Below are 26,178 nucleotides of genomic sequence, written 5' to 3' on the forward strand. Positions count from 1 at the left end.
GCTTACGCGGAGTGAAGCGAGTCGACGATCGATTCGATAGTGTCGATCGGGAGGTCGTGTTCGGTCGCAATCTCCTCGATCGTGGCCGGACTCGGCGTCGGTGGCGTCTCGTCGGGCTGTTCGGACTCGAACGGCGCTAACTCGGTGTCTCGAATATTCAGGTTGACTGCGTCCCAGCGGGTGTAGTGGCCGACGGAATCGAAGTACGCCTTCGTCGCGCGGCGTTCGTCACGGTCGAACTCGGCAGTGAGCAGCGTCTCCTCGCCAATTGCTGGGCCGGCTTTGACGATCCCGGCCGGGTTGATGAGCATGCTCCCGCCGGCGGCGATGTTGAAGTCGACGTCGTCCATCACGCGCTCAAGCATGTCGTCGCTCATGTAGGCCGAACTCGAGATGACGAACGACTGGGTTTCGAAGGCGTACTCGCGCATCGCGGGGTACTGATCACAGGTCTCGATCGCCGACCGATCCGTCGCCTTCGACTTGTCGCCGGGGTGGCCGTGCTGTTCCCAGAATCCGGGCCAGACGGCGGGGTGGATCTCCTCGCCCATCGCAGCGAGTGCGCCTTTCGGCAGGGTCATGTGGTTCTCATAGCAGATGAGCCCGCCCATCCGGCCGATGTCGGTGTCGTGCGTGTCGAGCGTCGACGGATCGCCCCGCCCCCAGATCGTTCGCTCGCCGTGGGTCGGCATGAGCTTCCGGTGGCGACGTACCAGCTCGCCCGATCGGTCGAAGTAGAACAGCGAGTTGTACAGCGTCTCGCTTCCCGGCCGCTCGGATCGTTCGTTCGTCCCCAAGACGACGTGGCAGTTCGCCTCGTCGATCACCTCGCCGAGTACCTCGAGAGCGTCGTCCTCGACCGAGAGGCTGTTTTTCTGCAAATCGACCATCAACTCGGTCCAGCGGGCGACCGAACTTCCTCGCCAGTAGGGGTAGCCAGGGAAGAACGTCTCCGGGAAGACGACGACGTCGACGTCCTGATTGCCAGCCTTTTCGATCCATTGGCACGTCTTCTCGAGCGTGGCGTCCTTGCCGTGGTAGACCGGTTCGATCTGTGCGGCCGCCGCGGTGAACTGTTCTGCGACCATACACGATGATTGCTAACGAGTACCAAAAGCGTACTGTCACAGTTGGCACACGCTCGAGGACGGAGAACGGACGACAGATGGGACACGCAGGCGTCCCGAATCGGTTAGAACAGGTGGTCGTCGAGCAGTCGAGCGGGGCCGCCGACGTCCCAGATGGTCGTCGAGACGCCGCAGTCGGCGATTTCCTCTTCGACGCGCTCGGCGTACTCTTCGGTGGTGTTGACGTAGACGGTGGCACCGGTGTCCGTCGAGAAGTAGACGGGGATGTCCTCCTCGTCGCGGAGTTTGCGGACGCGATTGAAGATCGTCAGCGTCTCTGGTTGCCAGTAGACCCAGCCCGACGGGCCGGTCATCGTGGTTGCGGCGAGCGACAGCGAGTCGTGTTCGGCGAGTTCGAACACGCCCTCGAAGTCATTGTTCCGCAACGAGTCCCGCATCTCGGCGATCTGACCGTGGATGTGGGCGTTGCGCGCCTGAAACATGTGGCTGTCGGCGGCCTCGTTGTGGGCGTCCTCGGTCTCTTTGTGGTAGGGAACGAGTCCGACGATGATCTTGAGCTCCTCGTGGAGATCGGTCGGGATGCGACTCGAGCGACAGTCCTCGTCGTTCAGTCCCGTATGCAGTTGCGAGAACGCCCCGGTGACGGCTCGAGCGGCCGAGGCCGAACCGACACGAGCGATCGTCGAGATCTCCGGTTTCGACGCATCGAGCCCCGCGGCTTCGGCGAGTGCCATCGCGGCGGCCGCAAAGCCCGAGGACGACGAGCCAAGCCCGACGTTCGAGGGAAAGCTGTTCTCGCTCTCGAGGCGGACGGGGTAGACGGTGTGGGCGGCGTCGGATTTTGACCGTGCCTTTTCGACGACGGCTTCGACTCGCTCGTAGGCCCGGCCGTCGAGTTCCTCGCCGTCGACGACGAAGGTGTCCTCGTCGTAGTCCATCGAGAATTCGACGGTCGTCCGGGTGTGGCTCGGAGCCGTACAGAGGCTGATGCTGTCGTGATACGGCAGTCGCTTGATGTCGTCTCGCATTCCGTGGTACTTCACCAGCCCCTGGATCGGGTGGGCCATGGCGGTGGCTTTCATACCCGGATAGGCGGATGATGGCCGCTTAAAGCTCACGGCATCCGAGTGAGAACAGAATTCGTAGGGCTTTCGGGAGGAAGAGACGTCTCTGCAACGGGTTTCCGAGTATGGGTGGCGTGCCGGCGTGGCAGGCCACACCGCTCTGTGACCGTTGGTGGATCGCGGGGGCGTTACTCGAGGTTGCCCTGCAGCACTTTCGCGGCGGTCAGGATCGGGTCCCAGACGGGGCTAAACGGCGGCGCGTAGGCGAGGTCGAGGTTCTGTAGCTCCGAGACGGTCAGTCCCGACGAGACGGCCGTCGCGACCGTGTCGATCCGTTTCGTGCCCTCTGGACCGACGAGACTGGCTCCGAGGACGCGGTTGCTCCCCTGATCAGCGACGAGCGTGACGGTCAGCTCGGTCGCGCCGGGGTAGTAGTGTGGGCGCGTCTCGGTGTCAATGGTGACGGAGACGGGGTCGAAGCCGGCCTCGCGTGCGCGCTCGTCGTCGATGATGCCGGTTCGAGCAGCACCAAGCTCGAAGGCTTTGACGATCGCCGTGCCGGCGGTGCCGCCGGTCGCCGTGGGATCTCCCGAAACCGTCGAGCCGATCGCCCGACCGGCTCGGTTGGCCGTCAGCGCAAGCGGGACGTGGTCGGGCTCACCGGTGACGACGTTTTCCGCCTCGGCACAGTCGCCCGCGGCGTAGACGTCTTCGTCGTTCGTGCAGCCGTACTCGTCGGTCGCGATAGCCCCCGTTTCCCCGATCTCGATGCCGGCCGCCTCGGCGAGTTCGACGTTCGGCGCGACGCCGACGCCGACGATGACGAGGTCCGCCGACATCGAGTCGTCCTCAACTTCGACCGACTCGACGTGGTCGCTCCCGGCAAAGCCCTGGACGGCGGTCTCGAGGTGCAGATCGACGCCCTGCTCGCGGAGGTGCTCCTCGACGACCCGTGCCGTCTCCTCACCGAAGGGCTGGAGCGTCTGTGGGAGCATCTCGAAGATCGAGACGTCGACGCCGCGTTCGTCGAGCGCTTCGGCCATCTCGACGCCGACGTAGCCGCCGCCGACGATTGCGGCGGTCGCTGGCTCGTGGGCCGAGACGTAGTCTTCGATGGCGTCAGCCTGGTCCATGCTCCGGAGGGTGAACACGCCCTCGAGGTCCATCCCATCGAAAGGTGGGACGATAGCGCGAGCGCCAGTGCCGATCAGCAGGTCGCCGTAGGACTGTTCGAAGCGCTCGCCGTCGGCCTCGACGGTGACGGTCTTCGCCTCTGGGTCGATCGCGACGACCTCGTGGCCGGTCCGCAAGTCGACGTCACGCTGCTCGCGGAACTCCTCGGCCGTGACCGAGACGAGGTCCTCGAGGTTCTCGACGTCGCCTTTGACGTAGTAGGGCATCCCACAGCCCGCATACGAGACCCACTCGCCTTTTTCGAAGACGAGTACGTCCCGGTCCGGAGCCTCGCGTTTGGCCTTGCTTGCGGCACTCATCCCGGCTGCGTCCCCGCCGACGATGACGAACGGATCTGTCATGGCTGGCGATACGCTCGCATCGTAGTAAAGTATTTCCCAAAGTACACAATACTAAGAAGTCGCCGCCAGCGTCGATCACCAGCGACTGTGAGTGGTGGATACGTGTGACGCCGTCGGATATCACGTGACTGCGTCGTGGTCGAAGCGAGACGTCGAGAACGCTCTGCGGATGCTGTCAGCTACGGACCATGTGTACGCGTCTCAAGAATTGTTCGTCATCGGATTACTCGAATTACTCGAGGTCGACACGCCCACTCGAGTGGACCGTAATGTCGTAGCCACGATACCGAAACGAGACCTGTCCGCGACGGGCAGTCGTGTCGGATGTGGTTGGGTCGAAGAGTCGATCCAGAGCGTTCGTATCGACAACGTCGTACAGCGGCGGTTCGAGGCTGGCAGGGTCGACGTCGTCTGCGTTGGCGACGGTCTCGATGACACGCAGACTCGGACGTGCGTTCGCCTCCGGCGATTCGTGTTCGAGCATATGGGTTAGACCAACAGCTGGACGTCCGATTCGGCCATGTGCTGGATCGCGGTCGCTGCGCCGACGCCCGTCGTCACACCATCGTAGAAGTCGTCTTCGTCGTATTCCATCAGCTCGATGGTCATCTGGCAGGCCTGCAGGTCGACACCCTGATCGAGCGAGAGGTCGATTAGCTCCTCGATGGTTGCGGTGCCGTTCTCGTCGATCTTCTTTTGCATCATCTTCGTCGCCATCGAGTCCATGCCGGGCAACGCGGCGAGTGCGTTCGGCATCGGCATGCTCGGGTTGCCGACGGCGGAGAGCTTGAGCTCCTTCGATTTCTCCTCGTGAAGGATGTCGAGTCCCCAGAACGTGTGGAAGACGACGACGTCCCAGCCGAAGGCAGCTGCCGTGCTCGCGAGGATCAGTGGCGGGTAGGCCATATCGAAACTGCCCTGGGTCGCGACGATCGTCATCTTCTGCTGATCGTCGCCGTCGTCCAGTTCGGCCAGCGACTGCTCGAGTTCGTCGACGCGCTCGCGCAGGGCCTGTACCTCGGCAGCGTCGATGGAGCCGTCGGCCGATGGCGTGGTGTTATCCGTACTCATATTATGCCGTTTTCTTCACGTAGTGGGTGTAGAGGTCATCGCCCTCGACCTGATCGAGGAGTTCGACGCCGTCGGTGCCCTCTGCCCAGCCCTGAATGTCGCTCATGCTGCCCGAATCGGTCGAAACGACCTCGAGGACGTCGTCGGCGTCGAGGTCGTCGATGGCTTGCTTGGTTTTGACGATAGGCATTGGGCAGGACAGTCCTTTCACGTCGAGCGTCTCGGTGGTTTGGTATTCCGAACTCATAGGTTATCTCTGCTCTGTATTGGAGCTATTACACAATATTGGCTACGTCTATAAAAGGATATCGATTATTGTGCATCTAGCGAACAGCTGTGAGTCGCCCAAACGGGTGCTGACCCCTCTGTGGGCGCTTACATACGTACAAACTAGAGTAATTCGGCACCTCGAGCAGAAGCTATATTGTGCAATAAGGGAAATACTATACAAACTCTTAAGTGCGAGCAACCGGTACTGGGAACTGTACAACATGGCCGACATGGACTTTCCAACGCCTGACGAACCGGTCGAATCGGTGACCCCTGACGAACTGAAAGCACGAATCGATGCGGGCGACGAGGTTACGCTCCTCGATGCGCGCATGGAAAGCGACTACGACGAGTGGCGAATCGACGGCGAGAACGTCGAGTCGATCAACGTTCCGTACTTCGAGTTCCTTGAGGACGATATCGACGCCCACAGTCTCCAGAAGATCCCGGAGGACCGTGAGATCACCGTCCTCTGTGCGAAAGGCGGCGCGAGCGAGTTCGTCGCCGGGACGCTGGCCGAACGCGACTACGACGTCAACCATCTCGAGGACGGGATGAACGGCTGGGCACGAATCTACGAGGCCGTCGAGGTCAAGGACTACGACGGTGCCGGCACCCTGCTCCAGTACCAGCGCCCCTCCTCGGGCTGTCTGGGCTACTTCGTCTACGATGACGGCGAGGCAGCCATAATCGATCCGCTGCGTGCGTTCACCGACCGCTATCTGAACGACGCCGACGAGCTCGGTGTCGAGCTGAAGTACGCGATCGACACGCACATCCACGCCGATCACATCTCGGGCGTTCGCGCACTCGACGCCGTCGGTGTCGAGGGCGTCATCCCCGAGGCGTCGGTCGACCGCGGCGTCACCTACGCCGACGAGATGACGCTCGCCGAAGACGGCGACGAGTTCCAGGTCGGCGACGTCACGATCGAGACGGTGTACACGCCCGGCCACACCTCCGGGATGACCTCGTACCTGATCGACGACTCGCTGCTCGCGACTGGCGACGGGCTGTTCATCGAGAGCGTCGCCCGTCCCGACCTGGAGGAAGGCGACGACGGCGCACCCGAAGCCGCCAGCCTGCTCTACGAGTCGCTCCAGGAGCGTGTCCTCTCACAGCCCGACGACACCCTCATCGGTGGTGCTCACTTCAGTGACGCCGCCGAACCCGCCGCGGACGGCACCTACACCGCCCCGGTCGGCCAGCTCAAAGAGGACATGGCCGCGCTGACGATGGACGAAGACGAGTTCGTCGAGCTGATCCTCTCGGATATGCCACCTCGCCCGGCCAACTACGAGGACATCATCCCGACGAACCTCGGCCAGCAGCAGGCCGACGACGACGAAGCCTTCGAACTCGAGCTCGGCCCGAACAACTGTGCTGCCAGCCAGGACTCGCTGGCGGACGACTGAGCCACGTGATCTGATACTGAATGTTCACAGAACTCCTTCCGCTTTCGTTGACCGCCGAGCTGTTCCCCAACGGCATCACTCGGTACGCCGTCGGGGGACTGTTCGTCGGCCTCGGCGCGGTCGTAATCTACATGGGGACCGGAATCGCTGCCGGCGCGAGTACGTTCCTCGAGTCGACGCTGTCGTACGTCTCCGATCAGTCTCGGTTCCAGCAGTACCGCAGTTCGCGGGACTGGCGGATCGTATTCACGCTGGGGATCATCCTCGGGGCGGCGGTGTACGCCGTCTTCTGGCAGGGTGGCGCATGGACGACGGACGTCCAGCCCTGGCGGCTGCTGCTCGGCGGCGTCTTCGTCGGGATCGGCACCCGTATCGGCAAGGGCTGTACGTCCGGCCACGGCGTCTGTGGCGTCGGCTCGGCGTCGAAGACGTCGATCGTCGGCGTGGTGACGTTCCTGCTGGTCGCGATCGTAACGGCACAGCTGGTCCAGCTCATGGGGGTGAGTCCGTAATATGAGTTGCGAGACACGTGCGTCTCGAGATAGCGAACGGGGAGGTGACGACCCGTGAGCGACCGACATCCCCTGTTCATGCCGCTGATCTTCGTCGGCGGCCTGATCTTCGGCTTCGGGCTCGGCTTTAGTCACATGGCCCGCCCGGAAGTCGTGCTGGATTTCCTCCAGTTTACCGACTTCGGGCTGTTGTTCGTCATGTTCGGTGCGGCGATCGTCACCGGGATCGCCTTCGCGATCATGCCTCGAGTGAGCGATCGCGCACCGCTAACCGGCGACGTGTACGGCCGCCGGCTGAAGTCGTTCGACCGCAACGTCTTGATCGGCGGCGCGATCTTCGGCGTCGGCTGGGGCCTGTCGGGGATCTGTCCCGGCGCGGCCTACGCGAGCATCGGGATCGGCAATTTCACGATCCTCTGGGCGCTCGCCGGCATGTTCGCCGGTGCCTACCTCCAGGGCCGCTGGCGCAGCCAGCGTGCGGCGTCCGAAACCACGCCTGCGGGTGCTGACTAACCCCGTGACTTCGACTCCAGTCCCACGAATCGCTGTCTGAACGCGTTTTTGTACACCACTTCGTTTCTGATCGCCCAGACCGCAGTCTTGCTCGGGGTGTCGGTGTCGTTTAACGATACCTACGACGAGCGCGTCATAGAATAGACATAGTGTGGAAACTGCTAGCCGGTCGTACGACGGGGCGTCTGTGCGTCGACTATGGCGGGTTAGCGCATTTCTTCTCGAGAGACGAACGCCGAGCCGGTCGCTTTGATCCACGTCTCCTCGATGGTACCGGCGGTCACGGCCGAATAGATCGTACAGACGTCCGGCCGGTAGTCGTTGCGCTCGAGATACGCCTGATAACACGGCGAAACGTCTCCGGGGAAAGGGTCATCGGCGGCCGCTAACGCGTCGATATCCGCCCGGCGTTCGGCGTCGGTGTTCCGTTCGGTCATCGTCGAACCTTGTCAGTCGGCAATCCCGAGTTCCTCCGTCTGCTCCTGCTGGTCGTCGGCGTCGGGCTCGTCAGCCGCGTCCTCAGCCGCAGGCTCTGGCGGCTCGAACGTCGGGAACCGATCCTCGAACGCCGACCAGTTGGCCTCGAGTTCGTCGGCAGTCAGCAGACAGTCGGCGAGGTCGCTTCGCAGCGACGCGTGGTCCATCTCGGTGCCGATCACGACGAGTCGGACGTTGCGGTCGCCCCATCGGTCGTGCCACAGCTCCTCGAGTTGTGGGTTTGCCTCGAGCTGTTCGCGCCGCTCGTCGGCCGGTAGCGTGTCGATCCACTGTCCACCGGGGCCGACACGAACTGACTGGCCGGCGACGTTGAACGTCAGCGCCTCGTCTTCTCGGGTTGCGAGCCAGAAGTGGCCTTTCGCGCGAACGACCGCATCGGGGAACGCATCGAGCAGGTCGGCAAAGCGCTCGGGGTGGAACGGCCGGCGTGCCTCGAAGACGAACGAACTGACGCCGTGTTCCTCTTCGGCCGACTCGTGGGGCTCTTGCAGTTCCTTGATCCAGCCTGCAGACTGGCTCGCGTCCTCGAAGTCGAACCGATCGGTCTCGAGGATGTCGTCGGGATCGATCCGGCCGTGTTCGGTGCGGATGATCTCGGCACGGGGCTGGAGCACCTCGAGTGTGGATTCGATCTTCTCGAGGGTGGCCTCGTCGACCAGATCACACTTGTTCAACAGGAGGACGTCACAGAACTCGACCTGCTCGACGAGCAGGTCGCCGAGGTGTTTTTTCGTCCCATCGTCGTCGAGGATCTCGTCGGACTCCATCGCGGTGTGGAACTGGTGGGCGTCGACGACCGTGACGGTCGTATCCAGATGGCAGCCCTCGAGCGGCTCGATGCCGGTCTCCTCGTAGAACTCGGTGGGATCGAGATCGGACTGGTCGAAGCCGAGCGTCAGCGTCTGAGCGACGGGCAGCGGCTCGGCGACGCCAGTCGACTCGACGATGATGCCGTCGAACGCGCGGTGCTGGGTGAGTTCCCCGATGGCATCGAGCAGGTCGCCGCGAAGCTCACAGCAGATACAACCGTTCGAGAGTTCGACCAACTCCTCGTCTTCGTCGGCGATATCCGAGGACTCGGCGACGAGTTCGGCGTCGACGTTGACCTCGCCCATGTCGTTGACGAGTACGGCGAGGTCGCGGTCGTCGCTCTCGTGGAGCACGTGGTTGAGAACGGTCGTCTTGCCGGCACCGAGGATACCGGACAGTACCGTGACGGGAATCGAGTTGTCGGACATTCGATTAACAATACTACTTGAGAGATAATAGAAGTTATTATCTAAAGCAGTGTAGTTATTAATACTGCGGCCAAACACCCGGCTGATGTTCGAGTGCGCTATCGTCGGCGGTGGCATCCACGGCACGTACGTCTGCCAGCGGCTGCTCGAGGACACCACCCTCGAGCGTGACGAGGTACTGGTGGTCGACCCACACGAGCGCCTGCTCGAGTCGTTTCGCCGGAAGGCACGCGCCTGCGAGATGGACGAACTGCGCTCGACGTTCGTCCACCACGTCGGCACCGAGCCGTTCGGCCTCGAGAGCTTCGCCGAGGGACGAGGTCGGACGGACGAACTCCTGCCGACGCCGGGGTATCCACAGCGCCCGACGCTGTCGCTGTTTCTCGACTACGCCGACTACGTGATCGAGGGCAACGACCTCGACTCTCTCCACCGGCAGGCGAGCGTCGACGCAATCTGTCGGACCGAACACGGCGATGGGCTCGTTCTCGAGACGACAGCAGCCGACGGCGCTGGCTCGAGCGAGGCGATCCGAACCCGAAACTGCGTACTGGCGATCGGCCACGGCGGCCGCTACCGGAAGCCAGCGTGGGCCGATGGCGTCGACTCGATCACCCACGTCTGGGACGGGTTCGACCCCGAAACGCCCGCCGAGGAGACAATCGTCGTCGGCGGCGGGATCACGGCCGCCCAGCTTGCGACCTGTCTCGCCGAACGCGAGCGCGAAGCGGTGACGCTCTGTTCGCGCCACGAACTCGAGACGGCGACCAGCGAAGCCGACCCGCGCTGGATCAACTGGAACCACATCGAGAACCACCTCCACCGACAGCCGGCGGGCTCACAGGACCGGTACGAGATCGTTCGCACGGCGCGCAACGACGCCACGGTTCCCCAGACGCTGCTCGAGCGCCTCGAGTCGGCAGTCGACGACGGACCTCTGTCGATCCGATACGGAGACGTCCGCTCCGCCCGCGACGTGGACGGCCAGATGCGGCTGTTGCTCGAGACAGGGGGCTGTCTGTCGGCCGATCGTGTCGTGCTGGCGACGGGCTTTGCACCCGTCTTCGAGCACCCGTTCGTCGACCGCGTCGCCGACGAACTGGACCTCGAGCGAGGGTATCGCGGGATGCCAGTGCTCGACGACGAGACGTTGGCGTGGTCGCGAACCGACGGCGGCGAGTCGTCACTGTTCGTCACCGGCGTGCTGGCGGCCGGCACTATCGGTCCCTTCGCAGGGAACATCGCCGGCGCGCGGCGTGCGGCCGATCGGCTGACGGACGCGATCGCTGCCAGCGACAGGCTTCCGCTGGCGGCCGACTGATGCGTGCACTCGAGTCGGAGACAGCGACTCGTTCTGACTGCCACGGCGCATCCGTACCGTTTTGTATCCGTGCAGAGTATTGTGTTCTATGAGCAAGATCAGGCCGCCGGAACTCGAGGAGCGACTGGAAAACGGGGAGTCGCTGTACATCCTCGACATCCGCCCGCGCAATACCCACCAGCGTGACGGCATCGACGGCAGTCAGAACATCCCCGTCTACGGCGACCTCCGACGTGGTGACGAGACCGAGTTTCGGCAGTCGCTGTCGAAGGTTCCGAAGGGGAAGACGGTTGTCACGGTCTGTAAGGCAGGTGTCGTCGCGAAGAAGGCAACAGCGGTGCTCGAGGCGGAAGGCTACGATGCCGTCACACTCGCCGGCGGCATGCGGGGCTGGAACGGCTACCAGAACGGCTCAATCGGCTATCGGCTCTCGTCGCTGCTCAGAGGGTTGCTCCCGTAACGACCGTTATGCCACCCGGAGTCGGATCGTGATGCCGTCCGGGTCCGTGAGTTCGATTCCTGCTGCAGCGTCGTCGACCGCCACGGTAGCGTCTTCGAGACGCTGCCGAACCGTTGTGAGCGTCGAGTCGTCCGGGACGATGAACTCGAACCAAGCCAGTCCACGACCGCCAGCGGGCTGTGACCGACCGTTCCACGTGTTCACGCCGAGATGGTGGTGGTACGTCCCGGCCGCGAGAAACACCGCTGAACGCACTTCCGTCTGGACGGTGAGTCCCAGGGTGTCGACGTAAAACGCCCGTGTCGCCTCGAGCGAGGACGCTTCCAGATGGATGTGGCCAACCGTCGTTCCGGGAGGGGCTTCCGTGCGTCCGTCTGACTGTGCCGCAATGTCGTCGAGATCGAGGGCCACGGTCCCGATCTGTACCGTGCCGTCGTCTGCACGTGGCCACTCCGCCTCCGGTCGGTCCGTATAAATCTCGATGCCGTTGTCTTCGGGGTCGGTGAGGTACAGCGCTTCGCTCACGTAGTGATCAGATGCCCCGTCTAACTGCCAGTGGGTTCTGATTCGCTCGAGTGCACTACCTAACGCAGTGTGCGAGGGGACCGTGAACGCGTTGTGAAAGAGCCCTGCCTGCTCCCGGCGTCGAGGTGGTGCGTCCTCGTCCTGTTCCAAGACGAGCAACGGCGTCCCGTCGACGCCGAGTGTTGCCGTCGTTTCCTGTCGCGTCTGTACCGCGAGGCCGACGACGTCTTGGTAGAATTCGATCATCGCCTCGAGATCCGTGACGACCAGCGCAGTACGGCCGATTCGTGCTGTCTCGGGAATAAGCGGGGACTCGGTCATTGACGGCTCAATGTTGGCGCGTGGCCCATATGGGCCTTTGCGGACAGTGCGTTTACCAGCTAACAGCCATGTTATCGGCTCGAGGGCTCGACGCACCGTCGACCGCCCGGCCCGGAGAGCACGAGCGCAGGACTTGGCTCGCGTGGGTATCCACGAACGTGCATGACAGACGCAAGGCGAAAGCGTTTTTGAGCACGGTTACGGGGTATCAGATAATGACTGGCTACACCGCGACGGTGACCGTCCGACTCAAACACGGCGTGCTCGATCCCGAAGCCGAGACCACACAGCAAGCCTTAGAACGGCTTGGCTTCGAACTCGAGGATCTGCGCGCTGCGGACCGCTTCGAGGTCGACCTCGAGGCCAAGTCGGCTGACGCCGCGAGCGAGCGCGCAAGCGAGATGGCAGAACGACTGCTCGCGAACCCGACCATCCACGACTACGACGTGGAGGTCGCCGAGCGGTAGATGACGGTTTCGATCATCCGCTTTGGCGGCTCGAACTGCGACCGCGACGCCGAACGCGCCCTCGAGCACCTCGACATCGACGCCGAGATCGTCTGGCACGAGGACGGCCTCCCCGAAGATCCCTCGGGGATCATGCTGCCCGGCGGGTTCTCCTACGGTGACTACCTGCGTGCGGGTGCGATGGCCGCGCGCTCGCCGATCATGGCGGAGGTTCGCGAGGCCGCCGCCGACGGCGTCCCCGTGCTCGGCGTCTGTAACGGGGCCCAGATCGGCTGCGAGTCCGGCCTCACCGAAGGCGCGTTTACGACCAACGAGAGCGCGCGCTTCCAGTGTGAGCACGTCTACCTGCGCGTCGAACGCGACGACACGCCCTGGACGGCCGCCTACGAGGAAGGCGACGTTATCGAGATCCCGATCGCCCACGGCGAAGGGCGCTACGAGATCGACGACGACCGACTGGCCGAACTCGAGGACGACGACCGCGTCATCTTCCGCTACTGCGACGAAAACGGCGAGACGGGGCCGGACACGAACCCGAACGGCTCGAAACACAACGTCGCCGGCGTCATCGGCGACCGCGAGACCGTCGCCGTGTTGATGCCCCACCCCGAGCGCGTGACGCTGCCCGACGTCGGCCCGACCGACGGACAGGGCGTGCTGCAGGGCTTCGAGTCGGCCTAGCACGGTCGCATCGCCGCGATATTTTTCGGTGTCTGCTTCGCTCAGCAGTCGTTCTAATCAGCTATCGGGACCGTCCGCGAGCCGTCGCTCCGCTCGAGATCCGGTAGAACCGTTCGAGCGCGAATCAAAAAGTGGTTGCAGACTCCGCGCGTTCGAGCGCTTTACCGCGTCAGTGGCTGGTTGAAGCTGCGTTCGCGTTCCAGCACGACCTCCCAGGTTCCTTCACACTCACAGGAGACCTGTTCGAAGACGGTGGGGTCCTGTCGGAGGTCGAAGTCCTTGATCGCCTTCTGGACGCGGTCGTCACAGTCTTGGCAGTTGTGGGGGCCGCGGTCGGAGCCGTGGCCGACGGGGTCCGAGACGACGATGGCGTCGACGTCGGCGGTCTGTTCGAGGACGTGGGCGACCGACCACAGCCACGGCGGCCGGTAGCCGTCGCGGAAGTAGAGTTCGTCAACCATCGTATACCGCTGGACGTTACACGGGTTCATCGAGACGGTGTGACAGCCATCGACGTCGGCACAGCGCTCGATCGAACTGATCATGTCTTCGACCGCTTCGGACTCTGTGAGAAACGGCGGCTTCATCAGCAGATACGCCTTGATCCCTGCGTCGGCGTCGTCACCAGCTTCTGCGTTGGCCTCGGCGGCTTCCGCGCAGGCATCTTCGAAGTCCGCGAAGTCGAAGTACTTGTTCACGCAGTCGTGTCGGACCCGGTCAGTCGCCGTCTCGAGGCCGATCGCGATGTCTGTGTCGATACTGTGGCGGGTGAAGTCGGCGATCTTCTCACGGTCGACGAAGTCGGGCAGCGACTCGAGGACGATGCGCTCGCGGTCGGCGAACGTCTCGCCGATGGCGCGGCGGGTTTCGGCACCGACCTCGCGCTCGTCGAGGAAGGAGCCGGAGGTGTAGATCTTGATGAGCTCTGCTGGCTCGTCTGCGTTGTCGGCCTCGTGCTCGAGACAGACGTCGATCTGGTTCATCAGGGCCTCGTGGGAGACGGAGCCGCCGTCGACGCTCTCGGCGACGTAGCCACACATCGTACAGCCGCCGGCGCGGGCCCAGCGACAGCCGCCGGTGTTGAGAATAATCGTCAGACTCCGTTTGACGCCACCGGGGGTGTTGTCCTCGTCGAGCCAGACGCGGGTCGGCTCGTGGGGGTCGTAGCTCGCCTCCTTGCGAGAGCGGATCTCTCGCATGACCTTGTTGTGGGCGTCCATGCCCTTGCCCTGCTCGTAGACGTCGGGCGTGGGTTTACTCATTGTGGAGAGAAAGCGGTCCAGCGCCTAAAGCGCCTTCGTCTAGCGACCGGCACCAGCGGTGCCGTCCTCGAGGTTTAGTCGATCACCTGTCGTCATCACTCACGAGACTCGTCACTGCTCGACAAGAGCGACGCCATTAGAGCCGCATCTCACGCGTCTCGATGGCGTCGCAGGTGGGACAGATGAACTGATACTGGACGCGGCTGCCCGCGGCGCTGACGCGCCAGCTTCCGTCGTCGTCGATGTACCCACAGGCCGAGCACTCGAGGTCTGTTTCGTTGAATCTGTCTCGGAGTCGCTCAAACGGTGATCGTGAACTAGACATGTGACAACATATGTCATGATCTAACATAATAGTTCGGGTCACGTAGCCGACAGGTCACTCGTCCGGATGATCCCCGTGGTTCTTAGGATGATGCCGCCCGAAGGACTGGGCATGGAACATGCCGACACGGAGTATGAGGGTGGCGGCGGTCGTCCGACGGCCGCGGCCAGCGCGCTCGAGACAGTCGTCGATCCGGTCGTCGCCGTCGCTGACGGGACGATCACGTACGCAAACGAGGCCGCGAGGGATGCGTTCGGGCTGTCGACCGACGAACGGACCGGTCACTGGGACCCAGCAACCGTCTTCGAGTCGTGGTCACAGCTCGAGGCGGCGATCGGCGAGACGACCGTCGGAACGGTTCGGACGAGCGTCCTCGAGGACGAGCAATACAACGCACGCATCCACCGATCCGCAGACGGTGCGACGATCACGTTCGAACACAGCGACCGCGAGACTGGCGAGACGAGTCGTGTAACCAACGAGTTCACGCCCATCGGCGAGAGCGACCGCGCCGTCAAGGATCGTGCGATCAACGAGGCCCCGGTCGGGATCACGATCTCCGATCCCGACCTCGAGGACAACCCGCTAGTCTACGTCAACGACGCCTATCGGGACATGACCGGTTACAGCTTCGACGAGGTCGTCGGCCGGAACTGCCGATTCCTGCAAGGTGAGGACTCGAGCGAGGACGCGATCGCCGAGATGGCGGCCGCAATCGACGAGGACCGTCCGGTCACCGTCGAACTCAAGAACTACCGCAAAGACGGCACCGCGTTCTGGAACGAGGTCACGATCGCCCCCGTCCGCGACGACGAGGACACCGTCACACACTACGTCGGTTTCCAGAACGAAGTGACGGCTCGCAAGGAGGCCGAACTCGAACTCGAGCGACGAACCGCGGAACTCGAGTATATCTTGGATCGCGTCGAGGGGCTGATTCAGGACGTCACCGACGTCGTCGCGGGGTCGACTACCCGATCCGAACTCGAGGCCGAAGTCTGTGACCGGATCGCGATGGAGTCGGCCTACGACGGCGCGTGGATCGGCGAACGCAACCCTGCAACGGGGAGCATCGACGTCCGAGCGAGTGCGGGCGGCTGTCCCGAAACGGGTGTTCCGGCTGACGCCGACCATCCGACTGCGGCCACACTCGCCGAAGACGCTGCAACGACCGAGACGCGCGAGGGGGTGACACACGCCTCGTTTCCGCTGACGTACAACGACATCGAGTACGGCGTGCTCACCGTCTGTGCCGGCGACGGTCGAGCGATCAACGAGCGTGAGACAGTTATTCTCTCTGCGCTTGCCCGCGCGGTCGCAAGCGGCGTCAACGCCCGCGAAACCAGTCGCGTGCTCGAGACCGACGCCGTCGTCGCTGTCGAACTCACGCTGACCGATTCGGCCGTCGCCTCGGCGGCCCTGTCGGACGCGGCGGACTGTCGACTCGAGTACCGCCGTTCGGTCCACCGCACCGACGACGAGACGGCATCGCTGTTTACTGTCACCGGGCCCGACGCCACCGCTGCCGACCTCACTGCCGCCGCCGACGAAATTCCCGATCTCGACTGTCGTATCCTCGTCGAACGCGATGACGAGTGTCTGGTCGAACTCTCCGGTGGCGACGATCTCGTCGGGTGGCTCTCCGAGCGTGGCGTTCGCACACAGTCGATCGAAAGCGAGGACGGGCACACCGACCTCACACTCGAGATCCCCCGCTCGGCCAACGTCCGCTCGGTCGTCGAAGCGGTCGAGGACCGCTACCCCGGGACCGACATCGTCTCGTTCCAACAACGTGATCGCGACCGCGAGACCCGCCAGGAGTTCGCCGCTCGGCTCGAGCGTGATCTCACCGAGCGGCAGTTCGCTGCGTTGCAGCGAGCGTACCTGAGTGGCTACTTCGAGTGGCCCCGGCCGACGACCGGCGAGGAACTCGCCCAGTCGATGGGCGTCTCGCGGCCGACGTTCCACGAACACCTGCGGACGGCGGAGTCGAAGCTGTGTCAGGCGTTCTTCGGCGACGAGTAGGCCGTGATCTGAAACGATCGGGGCGGCCTACTCTCGGCGTTCGACCGAGTCGTCGACCGACGCCGCTGATACGGTCTGCTGGAAGTCAGTTCCGGCGCGACCACGAGTCCGTCCGTGGTCGCAGGCTGAATGCCGGTCTTAACCCGCTGTAGTCCGACGTTAGGGACTGGACGGTCGCCGATGTTTATTTACCCCTCGGTGATAGTCCGGGCTATGTTCGAACACGTCCCGTCGGTGCCACTTCAGATCGGCGGCAGTGATTTCTTGTACTGGGCGGTGATATTCTTCGTGCTCGCGATCATCGCCGCGGCCGTTGGTGCTCGTGGGGTTGCCGGGATTTCGATGGAGATTGCTCGTATCTTCGTGTTGATCTTCATTATTCTCGCGATCGTTGCCTTGCTGCTGTAGGGCCGGGCTCGGCCAGCGTCTCGGTTCTCGATCACGACCGACATCGGTTACGAGTTGGCAGTATTTGACACGTCGATTCCCATCGGTCGTTCGATACGATTCGCCTTCCGACCGGACTGTCGGTGAGAATTTCCCTTGGCGTGGGTGTAACGGCATTCGGTTACATCAGGGTGGGAACGATTAACAGGATAGACGTCTAATTAAAGAGTGAGGAGTTATCATGACAGAACTCGGCGGTTTCCAAGACAGGGTTGCACGGGTCGATCTCTCGGAGGGGTCGGTCGCGTACGAGTCGATTGACGAGGAGGATGCGAAAAAATACATCGGTGCGCGCGGACTCGGTGTCAAGTACGTCTTCGAACAGGGGCCGGACGTCGACCCGCTCGGTCCCGATAACTTGCTTGCGTTCATGAACGGGCCGCTGTCGGGGACGCAAGTAACGATGAGCGGTCGGATCGCCGTCTGTACGAAATCACCGCTGACCGGTACCGTTACCGACAGCCATCACGGTGGTTGGTCGGGCGCTCGGCTCAAATGGGCTGGCTTCGATGGCCTCCTGTTCGAGGGCGAAGCCGACGAGCCAGTCTACGCCGTCGTCGAGGACGGCGAACTCGAGCTTCGGGACGCCTCCCATCTCTGGGGTAACGGCGTCCACGAAACCCGTGAGACGATCGAGGAGGAAGTCGACGGCTCGTATGGCAAGAACCTCTCGATCATGGCGATCGGTCCCGGTGGAGAAAACGAAGTCAAGTACGCCTGTATCATCAACGAGGACGACCGCGCTTCGGGTCGTGGTGGGACGGGCTGTGTTATGGGATCGAAGAATCTCAAGGCCGTCGTCGTCAAGTCCTCGACGAAGATGCCCCAACCCGCGGATCAGGAGACGTTCAAGGAAGGCCACCAGCAGGCGATGCAGGCCATCCAGGAGTCCGACGTCACCGCACCCAACGAGGGTGGGCTCTCGATGTACGGGACGAACGTTCTGATGAACATCGGCGAGGAGATGGACGGCCTCCCGACGAAAAACGGCCAATACACCTCGACTGAAGCCATGCGCGATGCCGAAGGCGTCGACATCGACGCCGAACGCGTCTCCGGCGAGAACGTTCGCGAGAACATCCTCGTCGACGAACCGACCTGCCACTCCTGTCCGGTCGCCTGCAAGAAGGAAGTCGAAGTGCAGACGATGCACAAAGGCGAGGAGATGAACGTCCGGATGGAGTCCTACGAGTACGAGTCGGCCTACGCACTCGGCCCGAACTCCGGCCACACCGACCGCGACGCCGTTGCGCTCATGATCGATCGCTGTAACGACATGGGCGTCGACACCATCGAGACGGGCAACATGATGGCGATGGCCATGGAGATGTCCGATGAGGACAAACTCGAGGAAGGCGACCTCGAGTGGGGCGATGCCGAGACGATGGTCGACATGATCGAACGGATCGGTCGCCGTGAGGACGACCTCGCGGACCTGCTCGCGGAGGGGCCACGCCGCGTCGCCGATCGCAAGGAGGCCCACGACAACTCGCTGGCGGTCAAAGGCCAGACGATCGCCGCCTACGACCCACGCTGTATGAAAGGCATGGGGATCGGCTATGCCACCTCGAACCGCGGGGCCTGCCATCTGCGCGGGTACACACCCGCCGCCGAAATTCTGGGCATCCCGGAGAAGGTCGATCCCTACGAGTACGAGGGCAAGGGCGAACTCACCGCTGCCTTCCAGGATCTCCACGCGATCAGCGACTCCTTCGACATCTGCAAGTTCAACGCCTTCGCCGAAGGCATCGAGGAGTACGTCCTCCAGTACAACGGCATGACCGGCCTCGACGTCACCGAGGACGAACTCATGGAGGCCGGCGAGCGCGTCTACAACTTAGAGCGCTACTACAACAACTTGAACGGCTTCGACGGCGCGGACGACTCCCTGCCCGCACGCTTCCTCGAGGACGGCATCCGCGGCCAGGGCGCAAGCGAAGGCGAGTACTGCGAACTCGAGGAGATGAAAGACGAGTACTACGACCACCGCGGCTGGGTCGACGGCGTCGTTCCCGACGAGAAACTCGAGGAACTCGGCATCGACATCGGGCCGGGGACGGGCGTCAGCGCCGACAGCGGCGGTGCGGCGGCCCCGAGCGACGACTAATCGACGACCGATCCCCCGCGGTCGGCGCCGGGGGCGACGGGTAGCGGTCGTTTTTTTAGCCCGATCGGCTCGAGCGGTCCTGCCGACTGTCGAGAACCGATCACCGCCGCAACGAGGATATGGACCTGTATCGGTACAATTTCGGCGTCTATCACTGGCGGCGACGATTCGCATCGATCGGCGCCGCCCTCTCGGCGACTGTGATCGCTACTGCGGTCGGTCGCCGGACGGAGCGCCGTCGCCGAAAACTCGCCGCCGCGGCGGTCGGTGCCGGGGCGGCACTGGGAGGTACTCGAGTGGCGACTCGAGCGCTCTCACCGCCGCCCTGGAAGATCGATCGGGAGAAATACGAGGCGCTCGCGAGCCGGCTTCCGCTCGACGACGCGGCGCGGCTCCTTGACGTCGGCTGTGGGACTGGTCGGTCGCTCGTTGGCATCGCACCCGCCGTCCCACAGGGATGCGAGACGATTGGCCTCGACGTCTTCGACGACCGAATCATCCTCGGTAATGGCCCGAGACTCGCGCGGCGAAACGGGCGTCGCGCCGGACTCACCGTGACGCCGATCGCTGGCGACGCGACGCGGCTTCCGCTGAGTGCGGGGTCGTTCGACGTCGTCACCGCCTGCCGGGTCTTACACGACCTCGAGGCGCCGGCCGTCGACCGGACGCTCCGCGAGATCCACCGCGTCTGTACCCCCGACGGGTCGGTCGGGATTCTCGAACTCCCGCTCGTTCCGACCGACGTCTCAGCCGATCCGGAGACGTACTGGCCGGATCGCGTCTCGGCGGCGGGGTTTCGGATCGATGCGTACGAGCGCATCGAACGCGGTGGCGGTGGCGAACCGTATCTGTTGCTCGTGGCGACGCCGCGTTCCGATCGCTGACTGCCACCACGGAGTGTGTCCCTGATGACGGTCATACGAGGGGGACTGCTTAACGATATGTACAAATGTTTTATTTCCGACTCCGTGGATAGCTGCCGAATGTGAGAGGTAATGACTCGCATAGATCATGCGCGCCGGTGTTTCCTAGCGGCCACGGGAGGGACGATCCTCGCCGGCTGTATCGGTGGGTCCGGCGACGACTCGTCCGGTTCGACGGCTGACGGCGAGCCGGACGTCGGCTCCGTTACGCTGTTGCTCAACTGGCGGATGAGCGGGCTCCACGCACCGTACGTCGCAGCCCGAGAGAACGGGTTTTACGAGGACGAAGGGTTTCAGGAGGTGACGATCGAAAGCGGGGACGGCTCCGACTTCGCCGCGAATCAGGCAGGCCTCGAGAACGTCGAGTTCGCGATCACGAGTAGCGATCAGCTCCTCAACGTCAACAGTCGCGGGCTCTCACCCCGCTGTGTCGCGGTCGTCATGCAGCGAAATCCGAACGTCGTCTTCGCCACCCGAGACGGATTCGGTGAACTGACCGAGCCCGCGCAACTCGAGGGCGCGACCGTCGGCAGCGGTCCCGGAATGGTCCGCCAGATGACCCAGGCCTACCTCGAGCACCACGACGTCCTCGAGACCGTCGAGTACGTCGACACCGGGTTCGACACCGTTCAGCAGTTACTCGCGGGCGATATCGACGCTGCCGGCGGCGTCTTCGGTGACGTCGTCGACGCCGAACAACAGGGTGGCACTGTCGACACCCTGTCGATCGACGAGACGATCCCGTCGTACGGGCATCTCGTCGCGACCGGTGCGGAGTTCGCGACGACCAACGAGACGACAGTTCGGTCCTTTCTCCGGGCGACTGCCAGAGGCGCTGTCTGGGCGTCCAATAACCCAGATGCAGCGGTCGACCTGCTGATCGAGGTGCAGCCGGAACTCGAGACGGTACGGGAGAATCAACTCGACAAGTGGAACCGGATGCGCTCGGAGTACATGCAGTCGGACTCGGTGGCCGAACACGGCTGGGGCTGGAACGAGCCATCGCCGTGGGAACGGACCTACGACACCCTCGAGGCGGCCGACGTCTTCGAGAACGACGTCGATCCGGAGACGGTGTGGACGAACGATTATCTCGACGATGCAGACGAATACATCGCCGACTACGCCGAACTGGTCGAGACCTAACCGCCCGCACTCGAGTTTGCGGCTGCCGGTGTCGACGACCGAACCACACGCTGTCGATGCTGGCGGGAACGAAGCCGTGAGGGGGCGATGACCGACGGCCGCGGCGATCGGCACTGGAGACAGCACGTCTGGCCCCGCTCGCGACCGTACTCGCGGGGGCTCCGCGAGCGCCTCGTGGCGGTGAGCGAACGTCTCGTGCCACCAGCCGCCGTCCTCGCGGCGTTGCTCGTTGCGTGGCAGGCCGCCGTCGTCGCCACCGAGCTGCCGACGGTGATTCTCCCATCTCCAATCGATGTCGCGAACGCATTGCTCGAGACGTACCCGACGCTGGCAGACGCCGCGATCGTTACGGGCACCACCGCTGCGATCGGATTAGTTGGTGGCGGCGTCGTGGGGCTCGTGCTGGCGTTCGCAATGACGTACTCGCGAACCGCGACACGGACCCTGCTCCCCTATATCGTCGCGTTGCGAATCGCGCCCCTGATCGCCATCGCGCCGTTGCTGTTTCTGTGGTTCGGCCGCGGGATCCTCGCGCGATCGCTGCTCGTCGCAACCCTCACCGTCTTCCCGATGACGATCGCCACGCTCGACGGACTGCGGAACACGCCGACGGCCTATCTCGAGCTCGTGGAGTCGGTCGGGGCGTCACGAACCACCGCGTTCCTGTTCGTTCGAGTGCCAGCGGCCGCGCCGAGTGTCATCGCGGGGTTCAAAATCGCCACGACGCTGAGCGTCATCGGCGCCGTCGTCGCGGAGTTCGTCACCCTCCAGTCCGGCCTCGGTTATCTGGTGTTCGACACCGCGGCGTACCTCCGAACGGCCGAGACATACGCCGCACTGGTCGTCTTGACGGCGCTCGGCGTCGGCTTCTATCTCGTTCCGGTCGCCCTCGAACGAGTGCTCTGGTCCGATTCGTGAACGCGCTACCGTCGTCCCGTCGAGCCGAATCCGAGCCACTGCTGGACGCCGCGCTGGGCGAGCACGATACCGCCGTACAGGGCGATTCCCTCGAGCAACAGGACGACGAGTGCTGCGAGCATGACATCCGGTCGGACGTTTTCCGAGCCGATCAGGACGAGAAAGCCGAGCCCGTCGTCCGCGATCACCCACTCCGCGACGACGGCGCCGACGACGGCGAGCGTCACTGACTGTTTGAGCCCTGCGAACACGTCCGGAAGCGCGTACGGGAGGTCGACGAACCAGACCCGCTCGAGGAACCCGGCGTCGACCGACCGCAGCAGTTCGTGGTGCGCCGACGACGCCCGGTCGAGACCCGCTGCCGTGTTCAAGACGAGTGGAAAGAACGTAATGAGCGCGATGAACACGACCGCCGTCGTCGTGCCCGTCCCGAGATAGATCAACAGCAGCGGTGCGATGGCGAGTTTCGGCAGGACCCGGACGGCTACGAGGGAGGGATACACCGCGGTTCGGAACCACGGGAGGTACGCGACGAGCACTGCCAGAACGAAGCCGGCGAGAACGCCGACGCTGCCGCCGTAGACCACCTTCTCGAGCGTCCGGATGGCGTTTTCGGCGTACAGCGCCGAGTTCTCGAGCAACTGTGAGCCAACGGCTGTCGGTGACGGTAACACGAACGACGGCACGTTGCCGAGAGCGGCCACCGCCCACCAGCACAGGAGCCCGATAGCGAGGGCGACGGCTGGATACACCACGTCGCCCACGATGGCGAGGTGTCGACTACGCATAATTTTCGTGAAGCGTCTGTCGGACCTGCGCCACCTGTTCTTGGAACGATCGGGTGCCGAACACGTCTTCCTCGCGGGGTTCGGGAAGGTCGACATCGAACGTCGCTTCGATCCGGCCCGGTTGGCCACACATGACGAGACACCGATCGGCAAGAAACACCGCCTCGGGAACGCTATGAGTGACGAACACCACTGTCTTCCGTTCCCGACGCCATAGATCCCGGATCTCGACGCCGAGTTCGTCCCGCGTGATTTCGTCGAGTTCCCCGAACGGTTCGTCCATCAAGAGGACGTCCGCGTCGAGATGCAGGGCTCGAGCGATCGACACCCGCTGTTTCATTCCGCCGGAGAGTTCCTTCGGGCGGGCATCCTCGAATCCCTCGAGCCCCATCGATCGGAGCAACGCCCGTGCGGCGTCTGCCTCCGGCGCGTTTCCGGCCGTCTTTCGAAGGAACGTGACGTTCTCGAGCGCGCTTTTCCAGGGAAAGAGTGTGTGTTGCTGGAACACGAAACCGATGTCCGCGTTCGTCTGAGCGGCCTCCGGCGACCGTCCGTCGATCCGCACACGGCCGCTCGTCGGCTCCTCTAAGCCGCCAATCGTTCGCAAGAGCGTCGTTTTGCCACAGCCTGACGGGCCGACGATCGTGACGAACTCGCCCTGCTCTACTCGGAGATCGACGTTCGAAATCGCAGTAAACCCGTCGAACGCGACAGTGACGTCCTCGAGGGAAATCATGCGGGATCGGGGAGGAGACCGCCGTGCTCGAGTGCCGTTCGAAGCCGATCCCACGCTGCTCGGCGCTGCCATCCCCATCCGTGTTCGCGGACGGCCTCGCTCTCGCCGAACGCCGAGACGGCCCGATCGAACGTCTGCCGGATTCGCTCCGGGCTGTCGTCGCTCGTCGCGGCGAGCCGATCGACTGCCGGGGCTGGATCCCGACGCGCTTGGGCCCACCCGCCGGTCGTCCCCGCCAGAAACCCCTCGAGTGGTGCCCGCTGCGCCTCGAGCGTCGACTCGTGGACGACCAGCGCCGGTCCGGCGACCGGAAAGTGGTCGGCGAGCCGGATGGTGTCGACGGTCCGGTCTCGCCGCTCCAGCGCGTCTGGATCCGAAAACGAGCCCGTCACGACGTCCGCCGTTCCGTGGCTGAGCGCCGCCCGCTCTTCGCCGTTCGTATCGACGATTCCGACGTCGTCGAACCCGGTCTGGGAGAGAAAGAGTCGCCCGAGGAGTCTCATCTCGGAGTCGGGTGGCATCCCGACGCGTCGCCCCTCGAGTTGCCCGACGCTCTCGAGCGGTTCGCCGAAGACGCTCCGGATCGTATAGAGCACCGTCATCGCGCGCTGGTAGAGCAACGCGACCGGGACGATCGGTTCGCCGGCGGCCCGCGCGCGAGCGACCGTCGCAGCCCCGACGACTGCGACATCGGCCACACCGGAGCGGACCCGCTCGAGCGCCCGTCGAGAGCCGTCGTGGTGGTCGAGCCGAACGTCGACGTCGAACGCGGCGTACCACTCCGCCGCGATCGCGGCGTGAATCGGCACGTGGAGGGCGTTCGGCCGCCAGTTGAGCGCGACCTCGAGCGTGTGTGACGGTGTGGCCTCCGCCTCGGATCGCGATCGGCGCGTGTCCTCACGCTCGTGACGGTCGTGACACTCGAGCGCGTGGTCGATCAGCGCGCTCGCGTGCGTCCGATACGTTCGCTCGATCGTCGCTTCGAGGTCGTCGATCGGCCCCCACGCCGTCTGCGGTCGGCCAGGATCGTCCGCTCGAACGGACGATCGGTCGACTAACTCGCGCTCCTCGAGGGTCGTCGTGGCGTCGTTGATCGTCGTTCGATTCGACTGGGTGCCAACCTGCAGGTGCGTACTCGTCGCCGGCTGCTCGACGCGGCGGTCCCGCAAGAGGAGGTACGCGAGGACTCGTGCCGGCGAGCGGCCCAGACCGGCCGCGATCCTATCGACGACCGGCGCGTCGTCGTCGTCGAGTACCCAGTAGGAGCGCGCGTGCATTGGGTCGTGGTAACTACCTGCGTGATACGTATAATGGTTTCCCGGCGGCGCAGTCAGCGGTTCGACCTGCCTACACGGGAGGTTCCCCCTCTCGAGTGCCGGCTGCTGGAGTATGCACTGCCTGTCGTCGATCCAGTGGTTGCGTCGCCGCCGAAATCACAGCGAACGGAACCGTATCCGACTCCTACACAACGGATGTTTCGAGCCCGTCGTTCACGCGCGAGCCACGGCGAGAGTGGTGTGAGTCGTATTATATGAATTTAGATATTGATTGTGGTATTGGAATTCTTTGATAATCATTATCCAATTCTACGGTGTCGTAACAAGTGTGGTGTTAGCATGCACCAAATATCTACCCAACCGAACGCGACGGCTGCGGATAGACGCAGTTTAGCCGCGACACTCGGTGTCGATACCGCTGGCGACGAGGCGGTAACGTGGGACCGGTTGGCGGGAACGGTCGAACCAGTAGCCGACTCGACATTTGCTTCTCGAGGCGAGGCGATACGGGCAGACCTCGCGGGGAAACTGGACGTGGAGTTACTCGAGCGAGAACGACGCGCGCTTTGGACGGAGCTCGAACGGCTCGCGGACGTCCGCGCCGCTGGCGTCCCGGACGAGCCGGGCGAATTGTACGACGAGGTAGCAGCCCCGGGGTGGCGACTGTATGACCACTTCCTCGAGATCGGATTCTTCGAGAGCCTCGACGAGAACCTGCCGCGGTTCACCGCCGACCACATCGAAGCGACGGCGCGCGAGTTGATTCTGGCGGCTCCCCTCTCGTCGGCGCTCGACGACGTCGGATTCGAAGAGCCCGAAAAGCTGGCACTGTTGAGCACCGTGGCGAACAACACCGAGCGACTCGCCCGGTGGGTGCCGTCGAATCAGATTCCGGACGGCGTCGAGTTCGATACCACGAACGTGCCGCCGCTCCATCAGCGCGCGATGGGCGGGGCGCTGCTGTGGATCGACGGCCTCGACAGACACCTCTGGCAGAACGAGGTGCTCGTCACAGACGACATCCTCGACGACGCCGCACGACACGTCAAGGCGATGCTAGGCGGGCTGTTCGTCTCGACGACCGCGATCCACGACCTCGCCACCGACGAGACGTTCACAGACGAGCAGTTGACCGCCGCGCTCACCGCCGGCACGGCCGTCCAGATCGTCAGCCAAGAGGAGTTGCTCCACGATGTCTTCTACATCACGGACGACATGCGCGCGCCGAGCGAACTGAGGTGATCC

The 26,178-nt window shown here is 63.8% G+C and carries 28 protein-coding genes; 14 read left to right on the top strand and 14 right to left on the bottom strand.

Annotated elements, in window-relative coordinates; genetic code table 11:
- Positions 1-2 precede the first annotated feature (2 nt).
- From BW940_RS03275 to BW940_RS03300, 6 genes are all read right to left on the bottom strand, one after another.
- Positions 3-1,088 (bottom strand): carbon-nitrogen hydrolase family protein, encoded by a 1,086-nt coding sequence (locus tag BW940_RS03275; protein ID WP_076607767.1) that lies wholly within the window; start codon positions 1,086-1,088, stop codon positions 3-5.
- 104 nt (positions 1,089-1,192) lie between these two features.
- Positions 1,193-2,170: a phosphomevalonate decarboxylase MvaD gene (gene mvaD / locus BW940_RS03280; RefSeq protein ID WP_076607768.1), complete on the bottom strand. Its 978-nt coding sequence runs from the start codon at positions 2,168-2,170 to the stop codon at positions 1,193-1,195.
- Between the two features lie 170 nt (positions 2,171-2,340).
- Positions 2,341-3,687 carry an FAD-dependent oxidoreductase gene (locus BW940_RS03285; RefSeq protein ID WP_076607769.1) on the bottom strand — a complete coding sequence of 449 codons (1,347 nt, stop codon included), beginning with the start codon at positions 3,685-3,687 and terminating at the stop codon, positions 2,341-2,343.
- A 232-nt stretch (positions 3,688-3,919) separates the two neighbouring features.
- A complete protein-coding gene (locus tag BW940_RS03290) occupies positions 3,920-4,171 on the bottom strand; it encodes a HalOD1 output domain-containing protein (protein WP_076607770.1) in 252 nt (83 codons plus the stop codon).
- A gap of 5 nt (positions 4,172-4,176) precedes the next feature.
- Positions 4,177-4,758, bottom strand: a complete 582-nt coding sequence (locus tag BW940_RS03295; RefSeq protein ID WP_076607771.1) for a DsrE/DsrF/DrsH-like family protein — start codon at positions 4,756-4,758, stop codon at positions 4,177-4,179.
- 1 nt (position 4,759) lies between these two features.
- Positions 4,760-5,005, bottom strand: coding sequence for a sulfurtransferase TusA family protein (locus BW940_RS03300; RefSeq protein WP_076607772.1), 246 nt, complete (start codon positions 5,003-5,005; stop codon positions 4,760-4,762).
- Between the two features lie 244 nt (positions 5,006-5,249).
- Between BW940_RS03300 and BW940_RS03305 the strand changes: the two genes are divergently transcribed.
- From BW940_RS03305 to BW940_RS03315, 3 genes are all read left to right on the top strand, one after another.
- On the top strand, positions 5,250-6,443 hold the full coding sequence (locus BW940_RS03305) for an MBL fold metallo-hydrolase (protein ID WP_076607773.1): 1,194 nt from the start codon (positions 5,250-5,252) through the stop codon (positions 6,441-6,443).
- 20 nt (positions 6,444-6,463) lie between these two features.
- Positions 6,464-6,955, top strand: coding sequence for a YeeE/YedE family protein (locus BW940_RS03310; RefSeq protein ID WP_076607774.1), 492 nt, complete (start codon positions 6,464-6,466; stop codon positions 6,953-6,955).
- Positions 6,956-7,033: 78 nt separating this feature from the next.
- Complete coding sequence (locus tag BW940_RS03315) at positions 7,034-7,468, top strand: YeeE/YedE family protein (protein ID WP_076607775.1); 435 nt, start codon at positions 7,034-7,036, stop codon at positions 7,466-7,468.
- 206 nt (positions 7,469-7,674) lie between these two features.
- Here the strand turns inward: BW940_RS03315 and BW940_RS03320 are convergent, their stop codons facing one another.
- Together BW940_RS03320 and BW940_RS03325 are read right to left on the bottom strand one after the other, a co-directional pair.
- On the bottom strand, positions 7,675-7,905 hold the full coding sequence (locus BW940_RS03320) for a DUF7511 domain-containing protein (RefSeq protein ID WP_076607776.1): 231 nt from the start codon (positions 7,903-7,905) through the stop codon (positions 7,675-7,677).
- Between the two features lie 12 nt (positions 7,906-7,917).
- The gene (locus BW940_RS03325) at positions 7,918-9,204 is read right to left on the bottom strand and encodes a GTP-binding protein (RefSeq protein ID WP_076607777.1); all 1,287 of its coding nucleotides are present in this window, start codon (positions 9,202-9,204) and stop codon (positions 7,918-7,920) included.
- Between the two features lie 85 nt (positions 9,205-9,289).
- On the opposite strand from BW940_RS03325, the gene BW940_RS03330 reads away from it, so the two are divergent.
- Together BW940_RS03330 and BW940_RS03335 are read left to right on the top strand one after the other, a co-directional pair.
- Positions 9,290-10,525 carry an FAD/NAD(P)-binding protein gene (locus tag BW940_RS03330; RefSeq protein WP_076607778.1) on the top strand — a complete coding sequence of 412 codons (1,236 nt, stop codon included), beginning with the start codon at positions 9,290-9,292 and terminating at the stop codon, positions 10,523-10,525.
- Positions 10,526-10,613: 88 nt separating this feature from the next.
- A complete protein-coding gene (locus BW940_RS03335; RefSeq protein ID WP_076607779.1) occupies positions 10,614-10,985 on the top strand; it encodes a rhodanese-like domain-containing protein in 372 nt (123 codons plus the stop codon).
- Between the two features lie 6 nt (positions 10,986-10,991).
- Here the strand turns inward: BW940_RS03335 and BW940_RS03340 are convergent, their stop codons facing one another.
- The gene (locus BW940_RS03340) at positions 10,992-11,831 is read right to left on the bottom strand and encodes a VOC family protein (RefSeq protein WP_076607780.1); all 840 of its coding nucleotides are present in this window, start codon (positions 11,829-11,831) and stop codon (positions 10,992-10,994) included.
- 215 nt (positions 11,832-12,046) lie between these two features.
- Here BW940_RS03340 and purS point away from each other — a divergent pair, with 215 nt between their 5' ends.
- Positions 12,047-12,298, top strand: a complete 252-nt coding sequence (purS, locus tag BW940_RS03345) for a phosphoribosylformylglycinamidine synthase subunit PurS (RefSeq protein WP_076607781.1) — start codon at positions 12,047-12,049, stop codon at positions 12,296-12,298.
- Positions 12,299-12,979, top strand: a complete 681-nt coding sequence (purQ, locus tag BW940_RS03350; protein WP_076607782.1) for a phosphoribosylformylglycinamidine synthase I — start codon at positions 12,299-12,301, stop codon at positions 12,977-12,979.
- A gap of 161 nt (positions 12,980-13,140) precedes the next feature.
- On the opposite strand, the gene BW940_RS03355 is transcribed toward purQ, so the two are convergent.
- Both BW940_RS03355 and BW940_RS03360 read right to left on the bottom strand, forming a co-directional pair.
- The gene (locus BW940_RS03355) at positions 13,141-14,241 is read right to left on the bottom strand and encodes an archaeosine biosynthesis radical SAM protein RaSEA (RefSeq protein WP_076607783.1); all 1,101 of its coding nucleotides are present in this window, start codon (positions 14,239-14,241) and stop codon (positions 13,141-13,143) included.
- A 136-nt stretch (positions 14,242-14,377) separates the two neighbouring features.
- Complete coding sequence (locus BW940_RS03360; protein WP_076607784.1) at positions 14,378-14,566, bottom strand: HVO_0649 family zinc finger protein; 189 nt, start codon at positions 14,564-14,566, stop codon at positions 14,378-14,380.
- Between the two features lie 111 nt (positions 14,567-14,677).
- Here BW940_RS03360 and BW940_RS03365 point away from each other — a divergent pair, with 111 nt between their 5' ends.
- The 6 genes from BW940_RS03365 to BW940_RS03390 all read left to right on the top strand — a co-directional run bounded on the left by BW940_RS03365 (position 14,678) and on the right by BW940_RS03390 (position 22,132).
- On the top strand, positions 14,678-16,591 hold the full coding sequence (locus BW940_RS03365; RefSeq protein ID WP_076607785.1) for a bacterio-opsin activator domain-containing protein: 1,914 nt from the start codon (positions 14,678-14,680) through the stop codon (positions 16,589-16,591).
- Between the two features lie 213 nt (positions 16,592-16,804).
- Positions 16,805-16,999, top strand: a complete 195-nt coding sequence (locus BW940_RS03370; RefSeq protein WP_076608109.1) for a DUF1328 family protein — start codon at positions 16,805-16,807, stop codon at positions 16,997-16,999.
- 220 nt (positions 17,000-17,219) lie between these two features.
- Positions 17,220-19,145, top strand: a complete 1,926-nt coding sequence (locus BW940_RS03375; protein ID WP_076607786.1) for an aldehyde ferredoxin oxidoreductase family protein — start codon at positions 17,220-17,222, stop codon at positions 19,143-19,145.
- Between the two features lie 119 nt (positions 19,146-19,264).
- Positions 19,265-20,029, top strand: coding sequence for a class I SAM-dependent methyltransferase (locus BW940_RS03380; protein ID WP_076607787.1), 765 nt, complete (start codon positions 19,265-19,267; stop codon positions 20,027-20,029).
- 111 nt (positions 20,030-20,140) lie between these two features.
- Positions 20,141-21,214, top strand: coding sequence for an ABC transporter substrate-binding protein (locus BW940_RS03385; RefSeq protein ID WP_076607788.1), 1,074 nt, complete (start codon positions 20,141-20,143; stop codon positions 21,212-21,214).
- A gap of 87 nt (positions 21,215-21,301) precedes the next feature.
- Entirely contained in the window at positions 21,302-22,132 is an 831-nt protein-coding gene (locus BW940_RS03390) for an ABC transporter permease (RefSeq protein WP_076607789.1), read from the top strand.
- Positions 22,133-22,137: 5 nt separating this feature from the next.
- Here BW940_RS03390 and BW940_RS03395 read toward each other — a convergent pair whose 3' ends face one another.
- From BW940_RS03395 to BW940_RS03405, 3 genes are read right to left on the bottom strand one after another with little or no spacing between them, the layout of a single operon-like run.
- Positions 22,138-22,920 (bottom strand): ABC transporter permease, encoded by a 783-nt coding sequence (locus BW940_RS03395; RefSeq protein ID WP_076607790.1) that lies wholly within the window; start codon positions 22,918-22,920, stop codon positions 22,138-22,140.
- A complete protein-coding gene (locus BW940_RS03400; RefSeq protein WP_076607791.1) occupies positions 22,913-23,656 on the bottom strand; it encodes an ABC transporter ATP-binding protein in 744 nt (247 codons plus the stop codon). Before BW940_RS03400 ends, BW940_RS03395 begins: the two co-directional genes overlap by 8 nt.
- Complete coding sequence (locus BW940_RS03405) at positions 23,653-24,933, bottom strand: ABC transporter substrate-binding protein (RefSeq protein ID WP_076607792.1); 1,281 nt, start codon at positions 24,931-24,933, stop codon at positions 23,653-23,655. Before BW940_RS03405 ends, BW940_RS03400 begins: the two co-directional genes overlap by 4 nt.
- A 339-nt stretch (positions 24,934-25,272) precedes the next feature.
- Between BW940_RS03405 and BW940_RS03410 the strand changes: the two genes are divergently transcribed.
- Positions 25,273-26,175, top strand: coding sequence for a hypothetical protein (locus BW940_RS03410; protein WP_076607793.1), 903 nt, complete (start codon positions 25,273-25,275; stop codon positions 26,173-26,175).
- Positions 26,176-26,178: the final 3 nt, after the last annotated feature.

The sequence above is a fragment of the Natronorubrum thiooxidans genome (assembly GCF_900156475.1).
GTDB classification, from domain to species: Archaea; Halobacteriota; Halobacteria; order Halobacteriales; family Natrialbaceae; genus Natronorubrum; species Natronorubrum thiooxidans.